The following is an 18061-nucleotide window of genomic DNA, read 5'->3' as shown; positions in this document are numbered from 1 at the left end:
TCATGGAAACTTTGCTGGAGATAATCGCGCGGCGTGAAAAGCAATTACGCGGCAAACTTACCGTACTTGATCAGCAGCAACAGGCGATTATTACGGAACAGCAGATTTGCCAGACGCGCGTTTTAGCAGTGACTACCAGACTGAAAGAATTAATGGGCTGGCAAGGTACGTTATCTTGTCATTTATTGTTGGATAAGAAACAACAAATGGCCGGACTATTCACACAGGCGCAGAGCTTTTTGACGCAACGGCAGCAGTTAGAAAATCAGTATCAGCAGCTTGTCTCCCGGCGAAGCGAATTACAGAAGAATTTTAATGCGCTTATGAAAAAGAAAGAAAAAATTACTATGGTATTAAGCGATGCGTATTACCAAAGTTGAAGGAAGTCTAGGGTTGCCATGCCAGTCTTATCAGGATGATAACGAGGCGGAGGCGGAACGTATGGACTTTGAACAACTCATGCACCAGGCATTACCCATTGGTGAGAATAATCCTCCTGCAGCATTGAATAAGAACGTGGTTTTCACGCAACGTTATCGTGTTAGTGGCGGTTATCTTGACGGTGTAGAGTGTGAAGTATGTGAATCAGGGGGGCTAATCCAGTTAAGAATCAATGTCCCTCATCATGAAATTTACCGTTCGATGAAAGCGCTAAAGCAGTGGCTGGAGTCTCAGTTGCTGCATATGGGGTATATAATTTCCCTGGAGATATTCTATGTTAAGAATAGCGAATGAAGAGCGTCCGTGGGTGGAGATGCTTCCAACGCAAGGCGCTACCATTGGTGAGCTGACATTGAGTATGCAACAATATCCAGTACAGCAAGGGACATTATTTACCATAAATTATCATAATGAGCTGGGTAGGGTGTGGATTGCAGAACAATGCTGGCAGCGCTGGTGTGAAGGGTTAATTGGCACCGCTAATCGATCGGCTATCGATCCTGAATTGCTATATGGAATAGCTGAATGGGGGCTGGCGCCGTTATTGCAAGCCAGTGATGCCACCCTCTGTCAGAACGAACCGCCAACATCCTGCAGTAATCTACCACATCAGCTAGCGTTGCATATTAAATGGATAGTTGAAGAACATGAGTTCCATAGCATTATTTTTACATGGCCAACGGGTTTTTTGCGCAATATAGTCGGAGAGCTTTCTGCTGAGCGTCAACAGATTTATCCTGCTCCTCCTATTGTAGTCCCTGTATATTTAGGCTGGTGCCAGCTTACATTAATTGAACTTGAGTCTATCGAAATCGGCATGGGCGTTCGGATTCATTGCTTTGGCGACATCAGACTCGGTTTTTTTGCTATTCAACTACCAGGGGGAATCTACGCAAGGGTATTGCTGACAGAGGATAACACGATGAAATTTGACGAATTAGTCCAGGATATCGAAACGCTACTTGCGTCAGGGAGCCCAATGTCAAAGAGTGACGGAACGTCTTCAGTCGAACTTGAGCAGATACCACAACAGGTGCTCTTTGAGATCGGACGTGCGAGTCTGGAAATTGGACAATTACGGCAACTTAAAACGGGGGACGTTTTGCCTGTAGGTGGATGTTTTGCGCCAGAGGTGACGATAAGAGTAAATGACCGTATTATTGGGCAAGGTGAGTTGATTGCCTGTGGCAATGAATTTATGGTGCGTATTACACGTTGGTATCTTTCCAAAAATACAGCGTAAACCTGATAAGAAAAATAATATGCGAACAATATAATAGCGTTCCAGGTCGTGTCATGAGAGATACAGTATGTCTTTACCCGATTCGCCTTTGCAACTGATTGGTATATTGTTTCTGCTTTCAATACTGCCTCTCATTATCGTCATGGGAACCTCTTTCCTTAAACTGGCGGTGGTATTTTCGATTTTACGAAATGCTCTGGGTATTCAACAAGTTCCCCCAAATATCGCACTGTATGGCCTCGCGCTTGTACTTTCCTTATTCATTATGGGGCCGACGCTATTAGCTGTAAAAGAGCGCTGGCATCCGGTTCAGGTCGCTGGCGCTCCTTTCTGGACGTCGGAGTGGGACAGTAAAGCATTAGCGCCTTATCGACAGTTTTTGCAAAAAAACTCTGAAGAAAAGGAAGCCAATTATTTTCGGAATTTGATAAAACGAACCTGGCCTGAAGACATAAAAAGAAAGATAAAACCTGATTCTTTGCTCATATTAATTCCGGCATTTACGGTGAGTCAGTTAACGCAGGCGTTTCGGATTGGATTACTTATTTATCTTCCCTTTCTGGCTATTGACCTGCTTATTTCAAATATACTGCTGGCTATGGGGATGATGATGGTGTCGCCGATGACCATTTCATTGCCGTTTAAGCTGCTAATATTTTTACTGGCAGGCGGTTGGGATCTGACACTGGCGCAATTGGTACAGAGCTTTTCATGAATGATTCTGAATTGACGCAATTTGTAACGCAACTTTTATGGATCGTCCTGTTTACGTCTATGCCGGTGGTGTTGGTGGCATCGGTAGTTGGTGTCATCGTAAGCCTTGTTCAGGCCTTGACTCAAATACAGGACCAAACGCTACAGTTCATGATTAAATTATTGGCAATTGCAATAACCTTAATGGTCAGCTACCCATGGCTTAGCGGTATCCTGTTGAATTATACCCGGCAGATAATGTTACGAATTGGAGAGCATGGTTGAATGGCACAACAGGTAAATGAGTGGCTTATTGCATTGGCTGTGGCTTTTATTCGACCATTGAGCCTCTCTTTATTACTTCCCCTATTAAAAAGTGGCAGTTTAGGGTCCGCGCTTTTACGTAATGGCGTGCTTATGTCACTTACCTTTCCCATCTTACCAATCATTTACCAGCAGAAGATTATGATGCATATTGGTAAAGATTACAGTTGGTTAGGGTTAGTCACCGGAGAGGTGATTATTGGTTTTTTAATTGGGTTTTGTGCGGCGGTTCCCTTTTGGGCCGTTGATATGGCGGGGTTTCTGCTTGATACTTTACGTGGCGCGACAATGGGTACGATATTCAATTCTACAATGGAAGCTGAAACCTCACTTTTTGGCTTGCTTTTCAGCCAGTTTTTGTGTGTTATTTTCTTTATAAGCGGCGGCATGGAGTTTATATTAAACATTCTGTATGAGTCATACCAATATTTACCACCGGGGCGTACTTTATTATTTGATCGGCAATTTTTAAAATATATCCAGGCAGAGTGGAGAACGCTTTATCAATTATGTGTCAGTTTCTCTCTTCCTGCCATAATATGTATGGTATTAGCCGATCTGGCTTTAGGTCTTTTAAATCGGTCGGCACAACAATTGAATGTGTTTTTCTTCTCAATGCCGCTCAAAAGTATATTAGTTCTACTGACGCTCCTGATCTCATTCCCTTATGCTCTTCATCACTATTTGGTTGAAAGCGATAAATTTTATATTTATCTGAAAGACTGGTTCCCATCTGTATGAGCGAGAAAACAGAACAGCCTACAGAAAAGAAATTACGTGATGGCCGTAAGGAAGGGCAGGTCGTCAAAAGTATTGAAATAACATCATTATTTCAGCTGATTGCGCTTTATTTGTATTTTCATTTTTTTACTGAAAAGATGATTTTGATACTGATTGCGTCAATAACTTTCACATTACAATTAGTAAATAAACCATTTTCTTATGCATTAACGCAATTGACTCATGCTTTGATAGAGTCACTGACTTCTGCACTGTTGTTTCTGGGCGCTGGGGTAATAGTTGCTACTGTGGGTAGTGTGTTTCTTCAGGTGGGGGTGGTTATTGCCAGCAAGGCCATTGGTTTTAAAAGCGAGCATATAAATCCGGTAAGTAATTTTAAGCAGATATTCTCTTTACATAGCGTAGTAGAATTATGTAAATCCAGCCTAAAAGTTATCATGTTATCTCTTATCTTTGCCTTTTTCTTTTATTATTATGCCAGTACTTTTCGGGCGCTACCGTACTGTGGGTTAGCCTGTGGCGTGCTTGTGGTTTCTTCTTTAATAAAATGGTTATGGGTAGGGGTGATGGCTTTTTATATCATCGTTGGCATACTGGACTATTCTTTTCAATATTATAAGATTAGAAAAGATCTAAAAATGAGTAAAGATGACGTAAAACAGGAGCATAAAGATCTGGAGGGCGACCCTCAAATGAAGACACGGCGTCGGGAAATGCAGAGTGAAATACAAAGTGGGAGTTTAGCTCAATCTGTTAAACAATCTGTTGCGGTAGTGCGTAATCCAACGCATATTGCGGTTTGTCTTGGCTATCATCCCACCGATATGCCAATACCACGCGTCCTGGAAAAAGGCAGTGATGCTCAAGCTAACTATATTGTTAACATCGCTGAACGCAACTGCATTCCCGTTGTTGAAAATGTTGAGCTGGCCCGCTCATTATTTTTTGAAGTGGAACGCGGAGATAAAATTCCTGAAACGTTATTTGAACCCGTTGCAGCCTTGTTACGTATGGTGATGAAGATAGATTATGCGCATTCTACCGAAACACCATAAATGCCTTTGGTATGCTTCTTCAGGCCACTGCGAAGGTTAAGAGGGTAATAGCGTATAGAGCAGCGCGTTGATTTGTTTGACGATAAAGATGAGAGACTGAAAATAATCGCTTTTAGCCTGACACAAGCACCAGATAGCGTATTATAAAATTAAACAAGATAATGGATTGGTGCGTCTGAATGGACTCGAACCATCGACCCCCACCATGTCAAGGTGGTGCTCTAACCAACTGAGCTACAGACGCATTAAAATGATGGTGCGTTCAATTGGACTCGAACCAACGACCCCCACCATGTCAAGGTGGTGCTCTAACCAACTGAGCTATGAACGCAACGTTGTAGGTGACAACGGGGACGAATATTAGCGTCACAACTGCAATGAGGCAAGAGGGAAATCGCAATTTTCTTCCTGAAATCACCTGATTGCGGTGGAAATATGCAACATGTCGAGAAAATAGCCGCCATGCGACGGCTATCGTCGTATTATCGCGCAGCGCGCTGCAAAATGATGGCGGACGGCTGACGTTGTAGATAGCGCATCCGTAGCATCATTAACACCGCCGCCGAGGTCAGGCCGATGATGAACCCCATCCAGAAGCCTGCCGGTCCCATACGATCCACCACCAGATCCGTTAACGCCAGGATATAACCGCTGGGTAAACCTAACACCCAGTAGGCGGTAAAGGTGATAAAAAAGATGGAACGCGTATCTTTATAACCGCGCAGAATACCGCTGCCGATAACCTGTATAGAGTCGGAAATCTGGTAAACCGCAGCGAGCAGCATTAATTGCGCGGCAAGCGCCACGACCTCAGGGTTGTCATTGTAGAGCAAAGCAATATGCTTACGCAGAGTAACGGTAAAGATCGCGGTAACCACAGCCATACAAATGCCGACGCCTAAACCGGTACGCGCTGCGGTTTGCGCATCCAGCGTTGAGCCCTGGCCCAGACGATAACCCACTCGAATCGTTACCGCCGCAGCCAGCGACATCGGCAGTACGAACATCAGCGAGCTAAAGTTAAGCGCAATCTGATGACCCGCGACATCCACAATACCTAATGGCGAAACCAGCAGCGCAACGACCGCAAACAACGTCACTTCAAAGAACAGCGCCAGCGCAATCGGCAACCCCAGTTGAACCAGGCGCTTCATGACGACGCTATCGGGTTTGCCAAAGCCTGTTTCATTACGAATATCACGCATTGAACGCGCGTGTTTAATGTAAGAAAGCATGGCGATAAACATCACCCAATAGACCGCCGCGGTCGCAACGCCGCAGCCGATACCGCCGAGTTCAGGCATACCAAAATGGCCATAGATAAAAATATAGTTCACCGGAATATTCACCAGCAGGCCCAAAAATCCCATCACCATACCCGGTTTGGTTTTGGCCAGACCTTCGCACTGGTTTCGCGCTACCTGGAAGAAAAGGTATCCTGGCGCGCCCCACAGTAGCGCGCGAAGATAACCCACGGCTTTATCGGCCAGCGCCGGATCAATATTATGCATGGAGCGGATAATGTATCCGGCATTCCACAGGACGATCATCACCAGCACGGAGACAAAGCCCGCCAGCCAGAACCCTTGTCGAACCTGATGCGCGATACGCTCACGACGGCCGGAGCCATTGAGTTGCGCAATCACAGGCGTCAAGGCCAGCAGTAAGCCGTGACCAAACAAAATGGCGGGAAGCCAGATAGAGGTGCCGATAGCGACGGCAGCCATGTCCGTAGCGCTATAGCCTCCTGCCATGACGGTATCGACGAATCCCATTGCGGTCTGTGCCACTTGCGCAAGGATCACCGGTATCGCTAACGCTAATAACTGACGCGCTTCACTGGTATACTTCTGCACGTATTCACCTTTTATTTTGTTGTTATATGAAAGACTAAAAAGCCGCCGTAGTGGCAGCCAAAAGAAATAGCAGGGGAAATTTCAGTCTATTGTAGCGGGGTATTACTATTTCTCCAGCGAAAAAACAGTTGTTAACGGCGCATTGCTGGCAAGCTGTTTTTCCACCTGCTATTGTGCTGAACAGTTCTGCTTTTATTTATTTCAGGAGTTGAAGATATGTTTACGGGGATCGTACAGGGTACCGCGAAACTGGTATCGATTGATGAAAAACCCAACTTTCGCACCCATGTGGTGACGTTACCGGACTACATGCTGGAGGGGCTGGAGACGGGGGCGTCGGTAGCGCATAACGGATGCTGTTTGACGGTGACTGAAATAAACGGCAACCAGATAAGCTTTGATCTGATGAAAGAAACGTTGCGCATCACCAATCTGGGCGCGTTGAGGGTAGGTGATGAGGTCAACGTAGAGCGCGCCGCCAAATTCAGCGATGAAATCGGTGGTCATCTGATGTCGGGGCATATTATTACGACGGCGGAGATCGCGAAAATCCTGACCTCCGAAAATAACCATCAGGTGTGGTTTAAAGTGCAGGATGCGTCCCTGATGAAGTATATCCTGTATAAAGGCTTTATCGGCGTCGACGGCATCAGTTTGACCGTCGGCGAGGTAACGCCAACGCGCTTCTGCGTGCATCTCATTCCGGAAACGCTGGAACGTACTACGCTTGGCAGAAAAAAACTGGGTGAGCGTGTGAATATCGAGATCGATCCGCAAACGCAGGCGGTTGTTGATACCGTAGAACGCGTACTGGCTGCACGAGAAAATGCGGTCAGAAATCAGGCCGACATTGGCTAACGGAAAATAAGATTCCCCCGCATGAAATGCGGGGGAGATGATTAGCGAGGAACGCGCAGACCGTTTTCAACGCCGCGCGTAAATACCACCTGCCAAAGCTGGATATCACGCGCGCGAAACGCACCCGCGCAGGCGTTGAGATAATAGCTGAACATACGTTTAAAGCGCTCGTTATAATTGCCCGCAATCTCTGGCCAGGCATTGATAAAGCGCTCATGCCACGCCATCAGAGTCGTGTCATAGTCGGCGCCAAAGTTATGCCAGTCTTCCATTACAAAGTGTGATTCGCTGGCCTCGGCGATTTGACGAACAGACGGCAAACAACCGTTGGGGAAAATATACTTATTGATCCACGGATCGACATTATGATCGGTTTTTTTAGAACCAATAGTATGGAGCAGGAAAAGACCATCCGGTTTTAAATTCCTGTCAACAACCTCAAAATAGGTGTTGTAGTTTTTTGGCCCGACATGTTCGAACATACCGACGGAGACGATTCGGTCAAACTGATCGTTAAGGTCGCGATAATCTTCCAGGAGAATGGAGACATCCAGACCTTCGCAACGCGTCTGCGCCATTTTTTGTTGTTCAGCGGAGATCGTTACGCCCACCACGCTAACGCCATAATGGGTCGCCATATATTGCGACAGGCCGCCCCAGCCGCAGCCGATATCCAGCACACGCATCCCGGGTTGTAGCTGTAGCTTTTCGCAAATTAATTTCAGCTTGGCTTGCTGTGCCGCTTCCAGCGTATCGGCATCTTTCCAGTAGGCGCAAGAATATTGCATATAGGGATCGAGCATACGGGAAAAAAGGTCATTACCAAGATCGTAATGTTCCTTGCCGACAATCCAGGCGCGTTTTTTACTTTGTAGATTAATCAGACGCGCGCCGAGGATACGGAGCGTATCTTTAACATGGTGGGGGAGTTGATTTTCAAGACCGGCACGTAAGACTTTGCTGAAGAAAATATCCAGACGCTCGCATTCCCACCAGCCATCCATGTAACTCTCACCTAACCCCAACGATCCTTCCTGAAGGACGCGTTTAAAAAAATCGGGATTCTTAACACGAATGTCAGACGGGGCGGAACCATTAATTGTAATATCCGCGCGACTTAACAATTCGTTGGCGATTCGGTACCAGTTATCATCCGGTACGCTGACTTCTTCTATACACGATGAACTCATAGTTTCTCCATCACTGGACGGTGATCAGAACCTTAAAACAGCGTAGACGCTTTTTTGGCTTTGTGAGAAATCCCACGGGCAATTCCGTGAGCCAGTTATCCGACGTAGAACAGAGGAAGGGAGGAACCCTTGCCGAAAAGGCCATCCATGGTGAATCGGGAACGCTCCGGTTCCCGTTAATGCCTAATAATTATCGTAATATAAACAACCGTGAATCAGTATAGGCCGCAATTTTTGATGATTCAACCGAAAATTGTTAGCGTGCTAATTACCAGCGGTTAACAAGCTTTTAGTGAGACTTGTCGTGGGCGACATTGGCATGGTGAAATTCGGCCTCAGCGCACTCTGCATGAGACTGCATTTTGTAACCTAACGCCGCCAGAACAACGGTAGAGAGCATTACGCTGGTGGTAGTCAGTAGCGGCGTGCTGATGAGCCATGAAACCACCAGGCTTGCCAGGAAACATAACCCCAGCTGCAGCGTATTTTGTAGCGCCGCAGCGCGCCCAGTGGCTTGAGGGAAAGGGCGTAACGCTTGCGCGACGACGATAGGGTAGATGGCGCCATTAGCAATCGCCATTACGCAGAAAGGAATCAGGATCTCCACCAGTGAGGCATTATTCAGAAGGCCCGCTCCCCAGGTGGCGATAACGCTCAGCGCGTACAGCCCTAACAGCCACGGAAGCAATTGGTAGCCCTGCCATTTTTGTAGCGCCGCGCGGCAACCATATCCGCCAATCAGAAAAGCGATGGTTTGCGGAACATAGCTCAGGCCAATCACTGCCGGGCTGTAACCCATCGCGCTGAGAATAAACGGCGACCCTGTTAGCCACGCAAAAAAGCTGGCGGAACAGGCGGCATAAATCAGCACATTACCGCGATAGGTTTTAGAGCGTAACAACGTCGCGAAAGTGAGTTTATCCTGTCCCTCGGTACGCGCTTTTACCGATGGTTTTAAGCGCAGCGCCGGCAACATCAGCAACAACGTAATCACGAACAGGGTGGCGAAAATCGCCTGCCATGAGAAATGCGTCAGTATCCAGCTTCCCAGTAAGGGCGCAAGCGCCGGGGATAATCCCACCAGTGGCATGATCGTGGCGAAGATACGGTTAATTTTTTGCGAAGGATAATAATCGGTCACCAGCGCTTGCCAGATTACCGTTGCCGCGCAAACGCCGACGGCCTGCACAAAGCGCAGCGTCAGCAGTGCTGCCGCGCTTTCTACCCACAGCATCCCCAGACTTCCGAGTGCAAAGATAGATAACCCCAGCAGTAAAATCGGTTTACGGCCATAACGATCCGATAGCGGTCCCCAGAGGAGTTGCGCGACGGCAAAGCCAGCTAAAAACAGGCTGAGGCTGGCGCTGACCGCGGCGGCAGGCGTTTGTAAATCCGCCTGTATGGCGGCAAACGCGGGCAGGTACATGTCCGTAGCCAGAAACCCCAGCACGCTAAGGCCGGCTAACCAGACTAAAAAACCTTTTCCAGGTTGCATATTTGTTTCTCTTTCTTATCAGACAGACATTGTCGCAGAGTGTAGGGAGTGAAATTACGGTTGTGAAACGTTAATATTTGTCCAGTGAATTCAAAATTTTTGTAGGCAAATTATGTGGTCGGAATACTCGCTTGAAGTGGTTGACGCCGTGGCGCGCAATGGCAGTTTTAGCGCGGCGGCGCAGGAACTGCACCGTGTGCCTTCAGCAGTCAGTTACACCGTTCGTCAGCTAGAGGAGTGGCTGGCCGTACCGCTTTTTGTACGACGTCACCGTGATGTTGAACTGACGCCTGCTGGCATCTGGTTTTTAAAAGAAGGGCGTTCTGTTATCAAAAAAATGCAGATCACTCGCCAGCAGTGTCAGCAAATTGCTAATGGCTGGCGCGGGCAGTTAGCTATTGCGGTGGACAATATCGTCAGACCAGAACGTACCCGGCAGATGATCGTCGATTTCTATCGCCATTTTGACGATGTGGAACTGCTGGTTTTTCAGGAGGTGTTTAACGGCGTCTGGGACGCGCTCTCCGACGGGCGTGTCGAACTGGCGATTGGGGCGACGCAGGCGATTCCGGTAGGGGGGCGTTACGCTTTTCGGGATATGGGGACCCTGAGCTGGAGCTGCGTAGTGGCAAGCGATCATCCGCTGGCGTCAATGCCTGGGCCGTTAAGCGACGATACCCTGCGCAACTGGCCGTCGCTGGTCAGGGAAGACACTTCGCGAACCTTACCGAAACGGATTACCTGGTTGCTGGATAACCAAAAAAGGGTCGTCGTACCGGACTGGGAGTCATCGGCAACCTGCCTGTCGGCAGGACTATGCGTGGGAATGGTGCCGACGCATTTTGCCCGACAGTGGATAGACAGCGGAAAATGGGTGGCGCTGACGTTAGAGAATCCGTTTCCCGATGCGGCCTGTTGCGTGACGTGGCAGCAAAACGAGGCCTCGCCCGCGCTGGCATGGCTGCTGGACTATTTGGGCGATAGCGAAACGTTGAATCGGGAGTGGCTTCGGGAGCCAGAAGAGGCTCCCGACTGCGGGGATTAACGCCGATAGTCGCGGAACGGGCCGTCAGCGACCGAGCGACGCTCAACCAGGCGTGGATGAACTTCAATAGACTGTGACTCTTCACGCTTATTGACGATGCGATCCAGTAGCATATTAAATGCGGTTTCGCCTAAAGAGTCTTTGGGCTGGTGAATCGTCGTCAGCGCCGGGGTAAAGTAACGGGCGTTACGCACATTGTCATAACCGATCACCGAAACATCCTGCGGTACGCGAAGCCCCATTTCGTCAGCCGCGCAAAGCGCGCCCATCGCCATAATATCGCCGCCGCAGAAAACGGCGGTAGGGCGATGTGACTGCGATAAAATTTGCTGCATCGCGTGGTAACCGGATTCCGGCTCGAAGTCGCCCTGAACAATCCAGTTGTCCGGCACGTTGATCAGCGCCTCCTCCATGGCTTTCATGAAGCCTGCCAGCCGGCCCGCGCCGGTGTTGCGCTCCAGCGGGCCGGGAATAACGCCAATATCCCGGTGGCCGCGCTCAACCAGATAACGACCCGCCATATAGCCGCCTGCAAAGGCGTTATCAATCACCGTGTCGGTAAAATCGGCCTTCGCCTCACCCCAGTCCATCACCACCATCGGAATATGGCGATACTCTTCCAGCATGGAAAGCAGAGGTTCTGGATACTCAGAACACATCACCAGCAGGCCATCCACGCGCTTTTGCGCCATCATGGACAGGTAGGCGCGCTGTTTTTCCAGGTTATTCCAGGCGTTGCCTAAAATCAGCGTATAGCCTTTCTGGAAACAGTTTTTTTCAACTGCCTCGATAATTTCGGCAAAATAGGCCGCTTCGCTGCTGGTCGCCAGTAAGCCTATCGACTTGGTATGGTTAACCTTCAGGCTACGTGCGACGGCGCTGGGAGAGTAGTGCAGCTCTTTAATTGCCGCCCAGACCGCGTTACGCGTTTCTTCAGCGACAAAACGCGTTTTGTTGATTACGTGTGATACAGTTGTAGTGGAAACGTTTGCTCGTTTCGCTACATCTTTAATTGTTGCCATTACATTTCACTCCAGACCCTCGCTAAGCTCCTGAGAAACGCCAGGTAAACGTTTGCCTACACACACCCTAATCGCAACATCAGGGTTGCGGCACGCCGGAAAAACGACACGGAACGTCAGGAAGGGGTCAATGGCCGTTACGCTAATTCAGTAAGCCTGGAATTTTGTCTGATCTTGAGGAAAAGGGGAAGCGTTAAAAACAGTTATCAATATAAAACATGAGAGATTTTTGTGCGGGAATGTGCAAAAATGCGCTATATCACTTTTTGTGTGGGAATAAAAAGGAGAAAACTTGATGAGTACCGACCTGAAATTTTCGTTGATTACTACGCTGATTGTTCTGGGCGTGATTGTCGCAGGTGGATTAACGGCCGCTCTGCACTGATTTCCTCTCTTCTGAGGGTGGGCGTCTCCTCTATTCTATCCCTCTCTAAAACGCAGAAGGCGTACCTTCTGCGTACTCAGACTTATGCGGCGAGATTTTTCGCAACAAATTCCCAGTTAACCAGCGCCCAGAAATGCTCCAGATAGTTTGGACGGGCGTTGCGGTAGTCGATGTAATACGCGTGTTCCCACACATCAACCGTCAGCAACGGCGTTGCATCCGTAGTCAGCGGCGTACCGGCATTTGAGGTAGAAACGATAGCCAGTTTGCCATCAGCGCTTTTTACCAGCCATGTCCATCCGGAACCAAAGTTTTTGATAGCGGCATCGGTGAACTGCGCTTTAAATTCCGCGAAGCTGCCAAAAGATGCCGCGATAGCATCAGCCAGTTTCCCGGTCGGTTCGCCGCCAGCGTTTGGCGCCAGGCAGTTCCAGTAGAAGGTGTGGTTCCATACCTGAGCGGCGTTATTAAAGATACCGCCTTCGGAGGCTCGCACGATCTCTTCCAGCGATTTGCCTTCAAACGCCGTGCCTTTGATCAAATTGTTAAGATTGGTCACGTAAGTCTGATGATGTTTGCCATAGTGATATTCCAGCGTCTCAGCAGAAATATGCGGTGCCAGAGCATCTTTGGCATACGGTAATGCAGGTAATTCGAACGACATTGCTTCTCTCCTTATTATTAATATTGCGCACGCACAATAACCCTGGTGCGCGTAAGGATAGGGTAGCAAATTGAGAGGTGGCGCAAAAGAAGAAGTTATCCTGTCGTTAAACGACAGGATAAAATATTAGCGAATTGTTTTAGGCGTCATCACCCGACGGGCGCCGACATAATGACGCTGCCAGTACTCTTCGTTCAGTGAGGTGATCTTAATTTCCTGACCGCTGCGCGGAGACTGGATAAACTTACCGTTGCCGACATAGACGCCAACGTGATCGGCGGTGCCGCGCCCCTGCGTACGGAAGAACACCAGATCGCCGTTTTTCAACTCGCTACGCTCAATGGGCGCCGCGTCACGCAGGTGATACATCTCATTCGCCGTTCGGGGGATACGGATCTTCACTAAATCTTTATAGGCATAATACACCAGACCGCTGCAATCAAAACCGGTGCGCGGCGACGCGCCTCCCCAGTGATACGGTTTACCAATCTGATTCATGAGCTTGGACATCGCGGTTTTCGTCGCTTTTTGTACTTTTGCACGATGCGCATCGGCAATAGAGACCGGCAATGTTCCTTTCCCCTTCACGCAGTGCGGCTTACGGCCTTTACGCGTCGTGCATTTTTCCGTTACGTCGAGGGCGGCGATTGACGTGGGCGCGGTTCTGTTACGACGATGCGTCGTATGACGAGATTTCGTGGAGGCGGTGGTACGTTTTGGCGTAGAAGCGGAAGAAGAACGGCTGGTTTTTGAGGTTTTTTTTACGTTTTTTTTGTTGGTCTTACTGATCTTTTTCGTTGTGCTTTTCTTTTTATCTGCCGTTTTCGTGACATGAGAAACAGCAGGCGTCGCTTTGGCTTGCCTGGAAGCATGGGCCATTGGCGTAAAAGGGAGAGTAGTAAAAAGTAAAGCACAGAGCGTGATCGAGATTTTGTTTATCCGCGCCACTGAGCAATCCTCTGTTAAAGGCAGGCGATTCATGCCTGCGTATGATTTACAAAACCTGATAATTCTAATCTACAAAAGCACAGATTGGTAATTGCTTTTGGTTTCTGAAGCTGTGTTTCGTTAACAGATGTAAAAAAAATAGCAATTAATGCTAAACACGAACGCGTTATCTACAAATCACTGCGTGGCAACCCGCTTAAAAGATATTTTGTATACAACTTATTCCCGCAGACGGTAAAATAATAAGGCATGATGAAAATGTTATTTTCCGTTGCCAGCCTGACCCGTTACAATGACAGGCTTCAGTCGTAAAAGTAGTTTAAGGAAGCGAGACAATGAGCACCACTATCGAAAAAATTCAGCGCCAGATCGCTGAAAACCCGATTCTCCTGTATATGAAAGGTTCACCGAAACTGCCAAGCTGTGGTTTCTCTGCGCAGGCCGTTCAGGCGCTTTCAGCCTGCGGGGAACGTTTTGCCTATGTTGATATCCTGCAAAACCCGGATATTCGCGCTGAATTACCGAAATATGCCAACTGGCCGACATTCCCACAACTGTGGGTGGACGGCGAGCTGGTCGGCGGGTGTGATATTGTGATTGAAATGTATCAGCGTGGTGAGTTGCAGCAGCTTATTAAAGAAACTGCGGCAAAATATAAAACTCAGGAGCCGGACGCAGAGTAATCTGTGAAAGGAGAAAGCGACCTGTAAAGGTCGCTTTTTTACTGCCATCGTGAGCAAAAGCGGCGTCGTTAGCCACGTTATTTGTCCGTCGGCAAAGGTAACGGCCAGCCGCCCAGGCGCTTCCAGCGATTGACGATTTCACAAAACAGTACCGCTGTCCGCTCGGTATCATACAAAGCGGAATGGGCCTTTTCGCCGTCAAACTCCATACCTGCCGCCAGGCACGCTTTTGATAACACCGTTTGTCCCAGCGCCAGTCCGCTCAATGCCGCGGTATCAAAGGTGACGAACGGATGAAACGGGTTACGTTTCAGCGAGGCGCGCTCTGCGGCGGCCATCATAAAACTGTGATCAAAAGTGGCGTTATGCGCGACCATAATGGCGCGGCTACAACCGCTTTCTTTGATACCTTTACGCACCATTTTGAAAATAGCGTGTAGCGCCTCATATTCACTCACCGCGCCGCGTAGCGGGTTAGAGGGATCGATACCGTTAAACGCGAGCGCTTCCGGCTGTAAGTTGGCTCCAGCGAATGGCTCCACATGGAAATGCAGCGTCATGTCCGGCATCAGCCAGCCTTGTTCATCCATTTTCAGCGTGATGGCGGCGATTTCGAGCAGCGCATCGGTTTTAGCGTTAAATCCTGCAGTTTCAACGTCGATGACGACAGGATAAAAACCACGAAAACGGTCGCACAGACCGGAAAGTTGAGCGTTATCGGACATCTGAGTCTCTTAATACGAAAAAATGCAGCGCGTATTATGGCAAATTTTACGCCGGGATGCAGTAAAACAACGGGCGCAGTGACCTGCGCCCGGCGGGGGATCAGTTACCCAGACCGCGGCCTGCGTCTTTAGCTTCAATCAATTCGATTTTATAGCCATCCGGATCTTCAACGAAGGCGATGATGGTCGAACCGCCTTTTACCGGCCCCGCTTCACGGGTCACGTTGCCGCCGTTCTGACGAATGCGTTCACAGGCTTCAGCAGCATTGTCAACGCTCAGCGCGATATGCCCGTACGCATTACCCATGTCGTAGCTCTCAACGCCCCAGTTATAGGTTAGTTCGATGACCGCTTCTTCCGTTTCCGGACCATATCCCACAAAGGCCAGCGAGTATTTGTATTCCGGATTCTCACTGGTACGCAGCAATTTCATGCCCATAACGTTAGTGTAAAAAGCGATGGAACGCTGCAAATCGCCGACGCGCAGCATAGTATGCAATAAACGCATTTTCGTTGTCCTTAAAATAGTCAAGATATTCAAAGTATAGCGGCGATGTGAGGCCGCTATCAATGAAATTACAGAGTAGGGTAGTCAGTGTAGCCTTCCGCGCCGCCGCCATAAAAACTTTCGGGACGCTGTGGATTGAGTTTCGCTTTACATTGCAGACGCGCTACCAGATCCGGGTTAGCGATGTAATCGCGACCAAACGCCACGGCGTCAATCAGCCCTTTTTCGATCAGATCTTCCGCTTTTTCTGGCGTATAGGCACCAGCGCCGATGATGGGACCGTGGAAACGTGCGCGCACTTTTTCACGGAACGCGTCGCTGTACGGTTCGCCGCCCGCCCAGTCTGGTTCAGACATATGCAGATAAGCAATGCCGCGTTTGCCTAACGCTTCAATCAGATAAAGGGCGTCAGCTTCTTCATTCGGGCCGTTATCGACATTCTGGAAAGTGCCGACAGGAGAAAGGCGGATGCCGATACGGTCCGCGCCCCATTCCTTAATGCCGGCATCAACCACCTCCAGCACCAGACGGGCGCGATTCTCTACGCTGCCGCCGTACTGATCGGTACGGTGATTAGAAGACGGTGAGAGGAACTGGTGCAGCAGATAACCGTGCGCGGAGTGCAGCTCCACCAGATCGAAGCCTGCCTCTCGGGCATTGGCGATAGCCTGGCGGAAATCGTTGACGATCCCTGGAATCTCGTGAGTATCCAGCGCGCGCGGCGTGGAAGTCTCTACGCGGATGGCCTGGCCGTTTTCATCACGCAAAGAGGTGCGGGTTCCCGCATTGATAGCGGATGGCGCGACGGGCGCTTGTCCGCCTGGTTGCAGGCTGGCGTGTGAAATACGGCCCGTATGCCACAGTTGCACCGCCATATGGCCGCCCTGGGCATGGACTCCCTGAGTGATTTTTTTCCAGGCGGCGATCTGCTCATCGCTGTGTAATCCCGGTGCGCCGGCATAGCCTTTCGCCTGTGCGGAGATTTGTGTGGCTTCGCTGATGATCAATCCGGCGCTGGCGCGTTGACGGTAATATTCCGCCATTAACGGCGTAGGAATGTCGCCCGGTTCAATACTCCGCAAACGCGTCAAAGGCGCCATAAATACGCGATTTGTCGCCGTGATGGCACCCACCTTGAGGGGGGTAAACAATTTTGCTGATGACATAGTGGCTCCTGATATAAGTAGACCGGTCGTCTTGTAATAAAGGAAATAAAAACGCCTGTTACTGCTCAGGCGTTGCAATGATGGTCTTAACATGCGCCAACGCATTTTCCAGCGGCGCGGCGCTACGGGATATTTTGGCCTGCAAATTGGCGCCCAGCCACAGGGCATAAAGTACCTGCGCCTGTGGCAACGGCTGGCCGGTGAAATGTAAACAGTGGCTATTACGGCCATCTTCCAGCGCGCGTGCAAGCAGTGCCATGATCTCCTGCGCCCCTTTATCCATCGTAGAGCGCATATCCTCCGACAGATCGCAGACTTCCGCTGACAGTTTCACCGTCAGGCAACCGCTGATGGCGCCTTGCTGGCAAAACTGCTTTAACGTTTCCTGATACCAGGCGAGAAGACGATCGCGATGATTACCGGGACCGGAGGTGAAGTGCGCCGTAAGACGCTGATGATAGCAGGCGTAATGTCGTTCAAGCATGGCGACGCCGAAGGCTTCTTTCGAGCGAAAGTAGTGATAAAACGACCCTTTAGGCACCTGGGCGGTTTTGAGCAACTCGCTAAGCCCCATGCCGGTAAAACCCCGTTGCATACAAAGCTGCTCGCCGGTGGCCAGCAGATGTTCGCGGGTATCGTGTTCGGTTTGCTTATTCATGACAGGCAGTATAGTAGACCAGTCGGTCTACTGCAAGCAGAGTTGCCATAATGTCAGTTAGCGTCTTCAATAGTCATAAGCGCCAAACGTTGAGGAGGGGATGTGGCCGAGCAGTTGGAGTTTTTTCCTGTAGCAAGCCCATGTCGCGGTATCTGCCAGTCTGATGAGCGTGGCTTTTGTCGGGGATGTATGCGCAGCCGCGACGAACGGTTTAACTGGCAAAAAATGAGCGATGCCGAGAAACAAAATGTACTGCGGCTTTGTCGCCAGCGTTTCTTGCGTAAAATACGCGCAAATAAGCCTCTCCCATCGGAAGATCCTCAACAACCTTCACTCTTTTAAACGCGGAATTGCGTATACT

Annotated in this window: 22 protein-coding genes and 2 tRNA genes; 12 read left to right on the top strand and 12 right to left on the bottom strand. The window is 49.4% G+C overall.

The features are described from left to right. The first annotated feature begins 2 nt into the window (after nucleotides 1-2). The 7 genes from ssaO to ssaU all read left to right on the top strand — a co-directional run bounded on the left by ssaO (nucleotide 3) and on the right by ssaU (nucleotide 4497). A complete protein-coding gene (ssaO, locus tag NA389_RS09905) occupies nucleotides 3-380 on the top strand; it encodes an SPI-2 type III secretion system apparatus protein SsaO (protein WP_000449093.1) in 378 nt (125 codons plus the stop codon). Next, complete coding sequence (gene ssaP / locus NA389_RS09900) at nucleotides 361-735, top strand: SPI-2 type III secretion system apparatus protein SsaP (protein ID WP_001223304.1); 375 nt, start codon at nucleotides 361-363, stop codon at nucleotides 733-735. The genes ssaO and ssaP overlap by 20 nt, the downstream gene beginning before the upstream one ends. After that, a complete protein-coding gene (gene ssaQ / locus NA389_RS09895) occupies nucleotides 716-1684 on the top strand; it encodes an SPI-2 type III secretion system cytoplasmic ring protein SsaQ (RefSeq protein ID WP_000944198.1) in 969 nt (322 codons plus the stop codon). The genes ssaP and ssaQ overlap by 20 nt, the downstream gene beginning before the upstream one ends. 67 nt (nucleotides 1685-1751) lie before the next feature. Next, nucleotides 1752-2399, top strand: a complete 648-nt coding sequence (ssaR, locus tag NA389_RS09890) for an SPI-2 type III secretion system export apparatus protein SsaR (protein WP_000056367.1) — start codon at nucleotides 1752-1754, stop codon at nucleotides 2397-2399. After that, the gene (ssas, locus tag NA389_RS09885; RefSeq protein WP_000999982.1) at nucleotides 2396-2662 is read left to right on the top strand and encodes an SPI-2 type III secretion system apparatus protein SsaS; all 267 of its coding nucleotides are present in this window, start codon (nucleotides 2396-2398) and stop codon (nucleotides 2660-2662) included. The genes ssaR and ssas overlap by 4 nt, the downstream gene beginning before the upstream one ends. Further along, nucleotides 2663-3442, top strand: a complete 780-nt coding sequence (gene ssaT, locus NA389_RS09880) for an SPI-2 type III secretion system apparatus protein SsaT (RefSeq protein ID WP_000068771.1) — start codon at nucleotides 2663-2665, stop codon at nucleotides 3440-3442. It begins immediately after the preceding gene. After that, nucleotides 3439-4497 (top strand): SPI-2 type III secretion system apparatus protein SsaU, encoded by a 1059-nt coding sequence (ssaU, locus tag NA389_RS09875; RefSeq protein WP_001291708.1) that lies wholly within the window; start codon nucleotides 3439-3441, stop codon nucleotides 4495-4497. Before ssaT ends, ssaU begins: the two co-directional genes overlap by 4 nt. A gap of 167 nt (nucleotides 4498-4664) precedes the next feature. Here the strand turns inward: ssaU and NA389_RS09870 are convergent. From NA389_RS09870 to mdtK, 3 genes are all read right to left on the bottom strand, one after another. Continuing rightward, nucleotides 4665-4741 (bottom strand) — tRNA-Val (locus NA389_RS09870). A gap of 10 nt (nucleotides 4742-4751) precedes the next feature. After that, nucleotides 4752-4828: transfer RNA gene (locus tag NA389_RS09865), tRNA-Val, on the bottom strand. Nucleotides 4829-4979: 151 nt separating this feature from the next. After that, entirely contained in the window at nucleotides 4980-6353 is a 1374-nt protein-coding gene (mdtK, locus tag NA389_RS09860) for a multidrug efflux MATE transporter MdtK (RefSeq protein WP_001175083.1), read from the bottom strand. Nucleotides 6354-6569: 216 nt separating this feature from the next. On the opposite strand from mdtK, the gene NA389_RS09855 reads away from it, so the two are divergent. Then, nucleotides 6570-7211 (top strand): riboflavin synthase, encoded by a 642-nt coding sequence (locus NA389_RS09855; protein WP_000493971.1) that lies wholly within the window; start codon nucleotides 6570-6572, stop codon nucleotides 7209-7211. A 41-nt stretch (nucleotides 7212-7252) separates the two neighbouring features. Here the strand turns inward: NA389_RS09855 and cfa are convergent, their stop codons facing one another. Both cfa and punC read right to left on the bottom strand, forming a co-directional pair. Next, nucleotides 7253-8401, bottom strand: coding sequence for a cyclopropane fatty acyl phospholipid synthase (gene cfa / locus NA389_RS09850; protein ID WP_000098879.1), 1149 nt, complete (start codon nucleotides 8399-8401; stop codon nucleotides 7253-7255). Nucleotides 8402-8690: 289 nt separating this feature from the next. Then, nucleotides 8691-9896 carry a purine nucleoside transporter PunC gene (gene punC / locus NA389_RS09845; RefSeq protein ID WP_001182317.1) on the bottom strand — a complete coding sequence of 402 codons (1206 nt, stop codon included), beginning with the start codon at nucleotides 9894-9896 and terminating at the stop codon, nucleotides 8691-8693. A gap of 112 nt (nucleotides 9897-10008) precedes the next feature. Between punC and punR the strand changes: the two genes are divergently transcribed. Then, nucleotides 10009-10941 (top strand): DNA-binding transcriptional activator PunR, encoded by a 933-nt coding sequence (punR, locus tag NA389_RS09840; RefSeq protein WP_000269512.1) that lies wholly within the window; start codon nucleotides 10009-10011, stop codon nucleotides 10939-10941. On the opposite strand, the gene purR is transcribed toward punR, so the two are convergent. After that, nucleotides 10938-11963 (bottom strand): HTH-type transcriptional repressor PurR, encoded by a 1026-nt coding sequence (gene purR / locus NA389_RS09835; protein WP_000190993.1) that lies wholly within the window; start codon nucleotides 11961-11963, stop codon nucleotides 10938-10940. The genes punR and purR overlap by 4 nt on opposite strands. A gap of 295 nt (nucleotides 11964-12258) precedes the next feature. Between purR and NA389_RS09830 the strand changes: the two genes are divergently transcribed. Next, the gene (locus NA389_RS09830) at nucleotides 12259-12348 is read left to right on the top strand and encodes a YnhF family membrane protein (protein WP_000102277.1); all 90 of its coding nucleotides are present in this window, start codon (nucleotides 12259-12261) and stop codon (nucleotides 12346-12348) included. An 82-nt stretch (nucleotides 12349-12430) separates the two neighbouring features. Here NA389_RS09830 and sodB read toward each other — a convergent pair whose 3' ends face one another. After that, nucleotides 12431-13012: a superoxide dismutase [Fe] gene (gene sodB, locus NA389_RS09825; protein ID WP_000007294.1), complete on the bottom strand. Its 582-nt coding sequence runs from the start codon at nucleotides 13010-13012 to the stop codon at nucleotides 12431-12433. 126 nt (nucleotides 13013-13138) lie between these two features. Then, nucleotides 13139-13960: a C40 family peptidase gene (locus NA389_RS09820; RefSeq protein WP_023223549.1), complete on the bottom strand. Its 822-nt coding sequence runs from the start codon at nucleotides 13958-13960 to the stop codon at nucleotides 13139-13141. Between the two features lie 335 nt (nucleotides 13961-14295). On the opposite strand from NA389_RS09820, the gene grxD reads away from it, so the two are divergent. After that, nucleotides 14296-14643 carry a monothiol glutaredoxin 4 gene (gene grxD / locus NA389_RS09815; RefSeq protein ID WP_000108176.1) on the top strand — a complete coding sequence of 116 codons (348 nt, stop codon included), beginning with the start codon at nucleotides 14296-14298 and terminating at the stop codon, nucleotides 14641-14643. 77 nt (nucleotides 14644-14720) lie between these two features. On the opposite strand, the gene rnt is transcribed toward grxD, so the two are convergent. The 4 genes from rnt to NA389_RS09795 form a co-directional block, all read right to left on the bottom strand. Beyond that, a complete protein-coding gene (rnt, locus tag NA389_RS09810) occupies nucleotides 14721-15368 on the bottom strand; it encodes a ribonuclease T (RefSeq protein ID WP_001282270.1) in 648 nt (215 codons plus the stop codon). A 100-nt stretch (nucleotides 15369-15468) separates the two neighbouring features. Continuing rightward, a complete protein-coding gene (gene gloA / locus NA389_RS09805) occupies nucleotides 15469-15876 on the bottom strand; it encodes a lactoylglutathione lyase (RefSeq protein WP_001237791.1) in 408 nt (135 codons plus the stop codon). Between the two features lie 68 nt (nucleotides 15877-15944). Beyond that, nucleotides 15945-17042, bottom strand: a complete 1098-nt coding sequence (locus NA389_RS09800; RefSeq protein WP_000092927.1) for an alkene reductase — start codon at nucleotides 17040-17042, stop codon at nucleotides 15945-15947. 58 nt (nucleotides 17043-17100) lie between these two features. Then, nucleotides 17101-17700 (bottom strand): TetR/AcrR family transcriptional regulator, encoded by a 600-nt coding sequence (locus NA389_RS09795; RefSeq protein ID WP_001041823.1) that lies wholly within the window; start codon nucleotides 17698-17700, stop codon nucleotides 17101-17103. Between the two features lie 102 nt (nucleotides 17701-17802). On the opposite strand from NA389_RS09795, the gene NA389_RS09790 reads away from it, so the two are divergent. After that, nucleotides 17803-18042, top strand: coding sequence for a DUF1289 domain-containing protein (locus tag NA389_RS09790; protein ID WP_001538148.1), 240 nt, complete (start codon nucleotides 17803-17805; stop codon nucleotides 18040-18042). Nucleotides 18043-18061: the final 19 nt, after the last annotated feature.

It is taken from the genome of Salmonella sp. NW645 (genome assembly GCF_051703725.1).
GTDB classification, from domain to species: Bacteria; Pseudomonadota; Gammaproteobacteria; order Enterobacterales; family Enterobacteriaceae; genus Salmonella; species Salmonella enterica.
Note: the sequence above shows the minus strand (reverse complement) of the source record. Positions and strands in the feature narration are given on the sequence as shown.

Excerpts from the sequence above, each read along its gene's own strand:
- rnt (WP_001282270.1), bottom strand. The coding sequence starts at position 15,368 with ATGTCCGATAACGCTCAACTTTCCGGTCTGTGCGACCGTTTTCGTGGT.
- NA389_RS09855 (WP_000493971.1), top strand. The coding sequence starts at position 6,570 with ATGTTTACGGGGATCGTACAGGGTACCGCGAAACTGGTATCGATTGAT.
- NA389_RS09830 (WP_000102277.1), top strand. The coding sequence starts at position 12,259 with ATGAGTACCGACCTGAAATTTTCGTTGATTACTACGCTGATTGTTCTG.
- punC (WP_001182317.1), bottom strand. The coding sequence starts at position 9,896 with ATGCAACCTGGAAAAGGTTTTTTAGTCTGGTTAGCCGGCCTTAGCGTG.
- punR (WP_000269512.1), top strand. The coding sequence starts at position 10,009 with ATGTGGTCGGAATACTCGCTTGAAGTGGTTGACGCCGTGGCGCGCAAT.
- grxD (WP_000108176.1), top strand. The coding sequence starts at position 14,296 with ATGAGCACCACTATCGAAAAAATTCAGCGCCAGATCGCTGAAAACCCG.
- purR (WP_000190993.1), bottom strand. The coding sequence starts at position 11,963 with ATGGCAACAATTAAAGATGTAGCGAAACGAGCAAACGTTTCCACTACA.
- gloA (WP_001237791.1), bottom strand. The coding sequence starts at position 15,876 with ATGCGTTTATTGCATACTATGCTGCGCGTCGGCGATTTGCAGCGTTCC.
- ssaT (WP_000068771.1), top strand. The coding sequence starts at position 2,663 with ATGGCACAACAGGTAAATGAGTGGCTTATTGCATTGGCTGTGGCTTTT.
- cfa (WP_000098879.1), bottom strand. The coding sequence starts at position 8,401 with ATGAGTTCATCGTGTATAGAAGAAGTCAGCGTACCGGATGATAACTGG.
- ssaP (WP_001223304.1), top strand. The coding sequence starts at position 361 with ATGCGTATTACCAAAGTTGAAGGAAGTCTAGGGTTGCCATGCCAGTCT.
- ssas (WP_000999982.1), top strand. The coding sequence starts at position 2,396 with ATGAATGATTCTGAATTGACGCAATTTGTAACGCAACTTTTATGGATC.
- sodB (WP_000007294.1), bottom strand. The coding sequence starts at position 13,012 with ATGTCGTTCGAATTACCTGCATTACCGTATGCCAAAGATGCTCTGGCA.
- NA389_RS09800 (WP_000092927.1), bottom strand. The coding sequence starts at position 17,042 with ATGTCATCAGCAAAATTGTTTACCCCCCTCAAGGTGGGTGCCATCACG.
- ssaO (WP_000449093.1), top strand. The coding sequence starts at position 3 with ATGGAAACTTTGCTGGAGATAATCGCGCGGCGTGAAAAGCAATTACGC.
- ssaR (WP_000056367.1), top strand. The coding sequence starts at position 1,752 with ATGTCTTTACCCGATTCGCCTTTGCAACTGATTGGTATATTGTTTCTG.
- ssaQ (WP_000944198.1), top strand. The coding sequence starts at position 716 with ATGTTAAGAATAGCGAATGAAGAGCGTCCGTGGGTGGAGATGCTTCCA.
- ssaU (WP_001291708.1), top strand. The coding sequence starts at position 3,439 with ATGAGCGAGAAAACAGAACAGCCTACAGAAAAGAAATTACGTGATGGC.
- NA389_RS09795 (WP_001041823.1), bottom strand. The coding sequence starts at position 17,700 with ATGAATAAGCAAACCGAACACGATACCCGCGAACATCTGCTGGCCACC.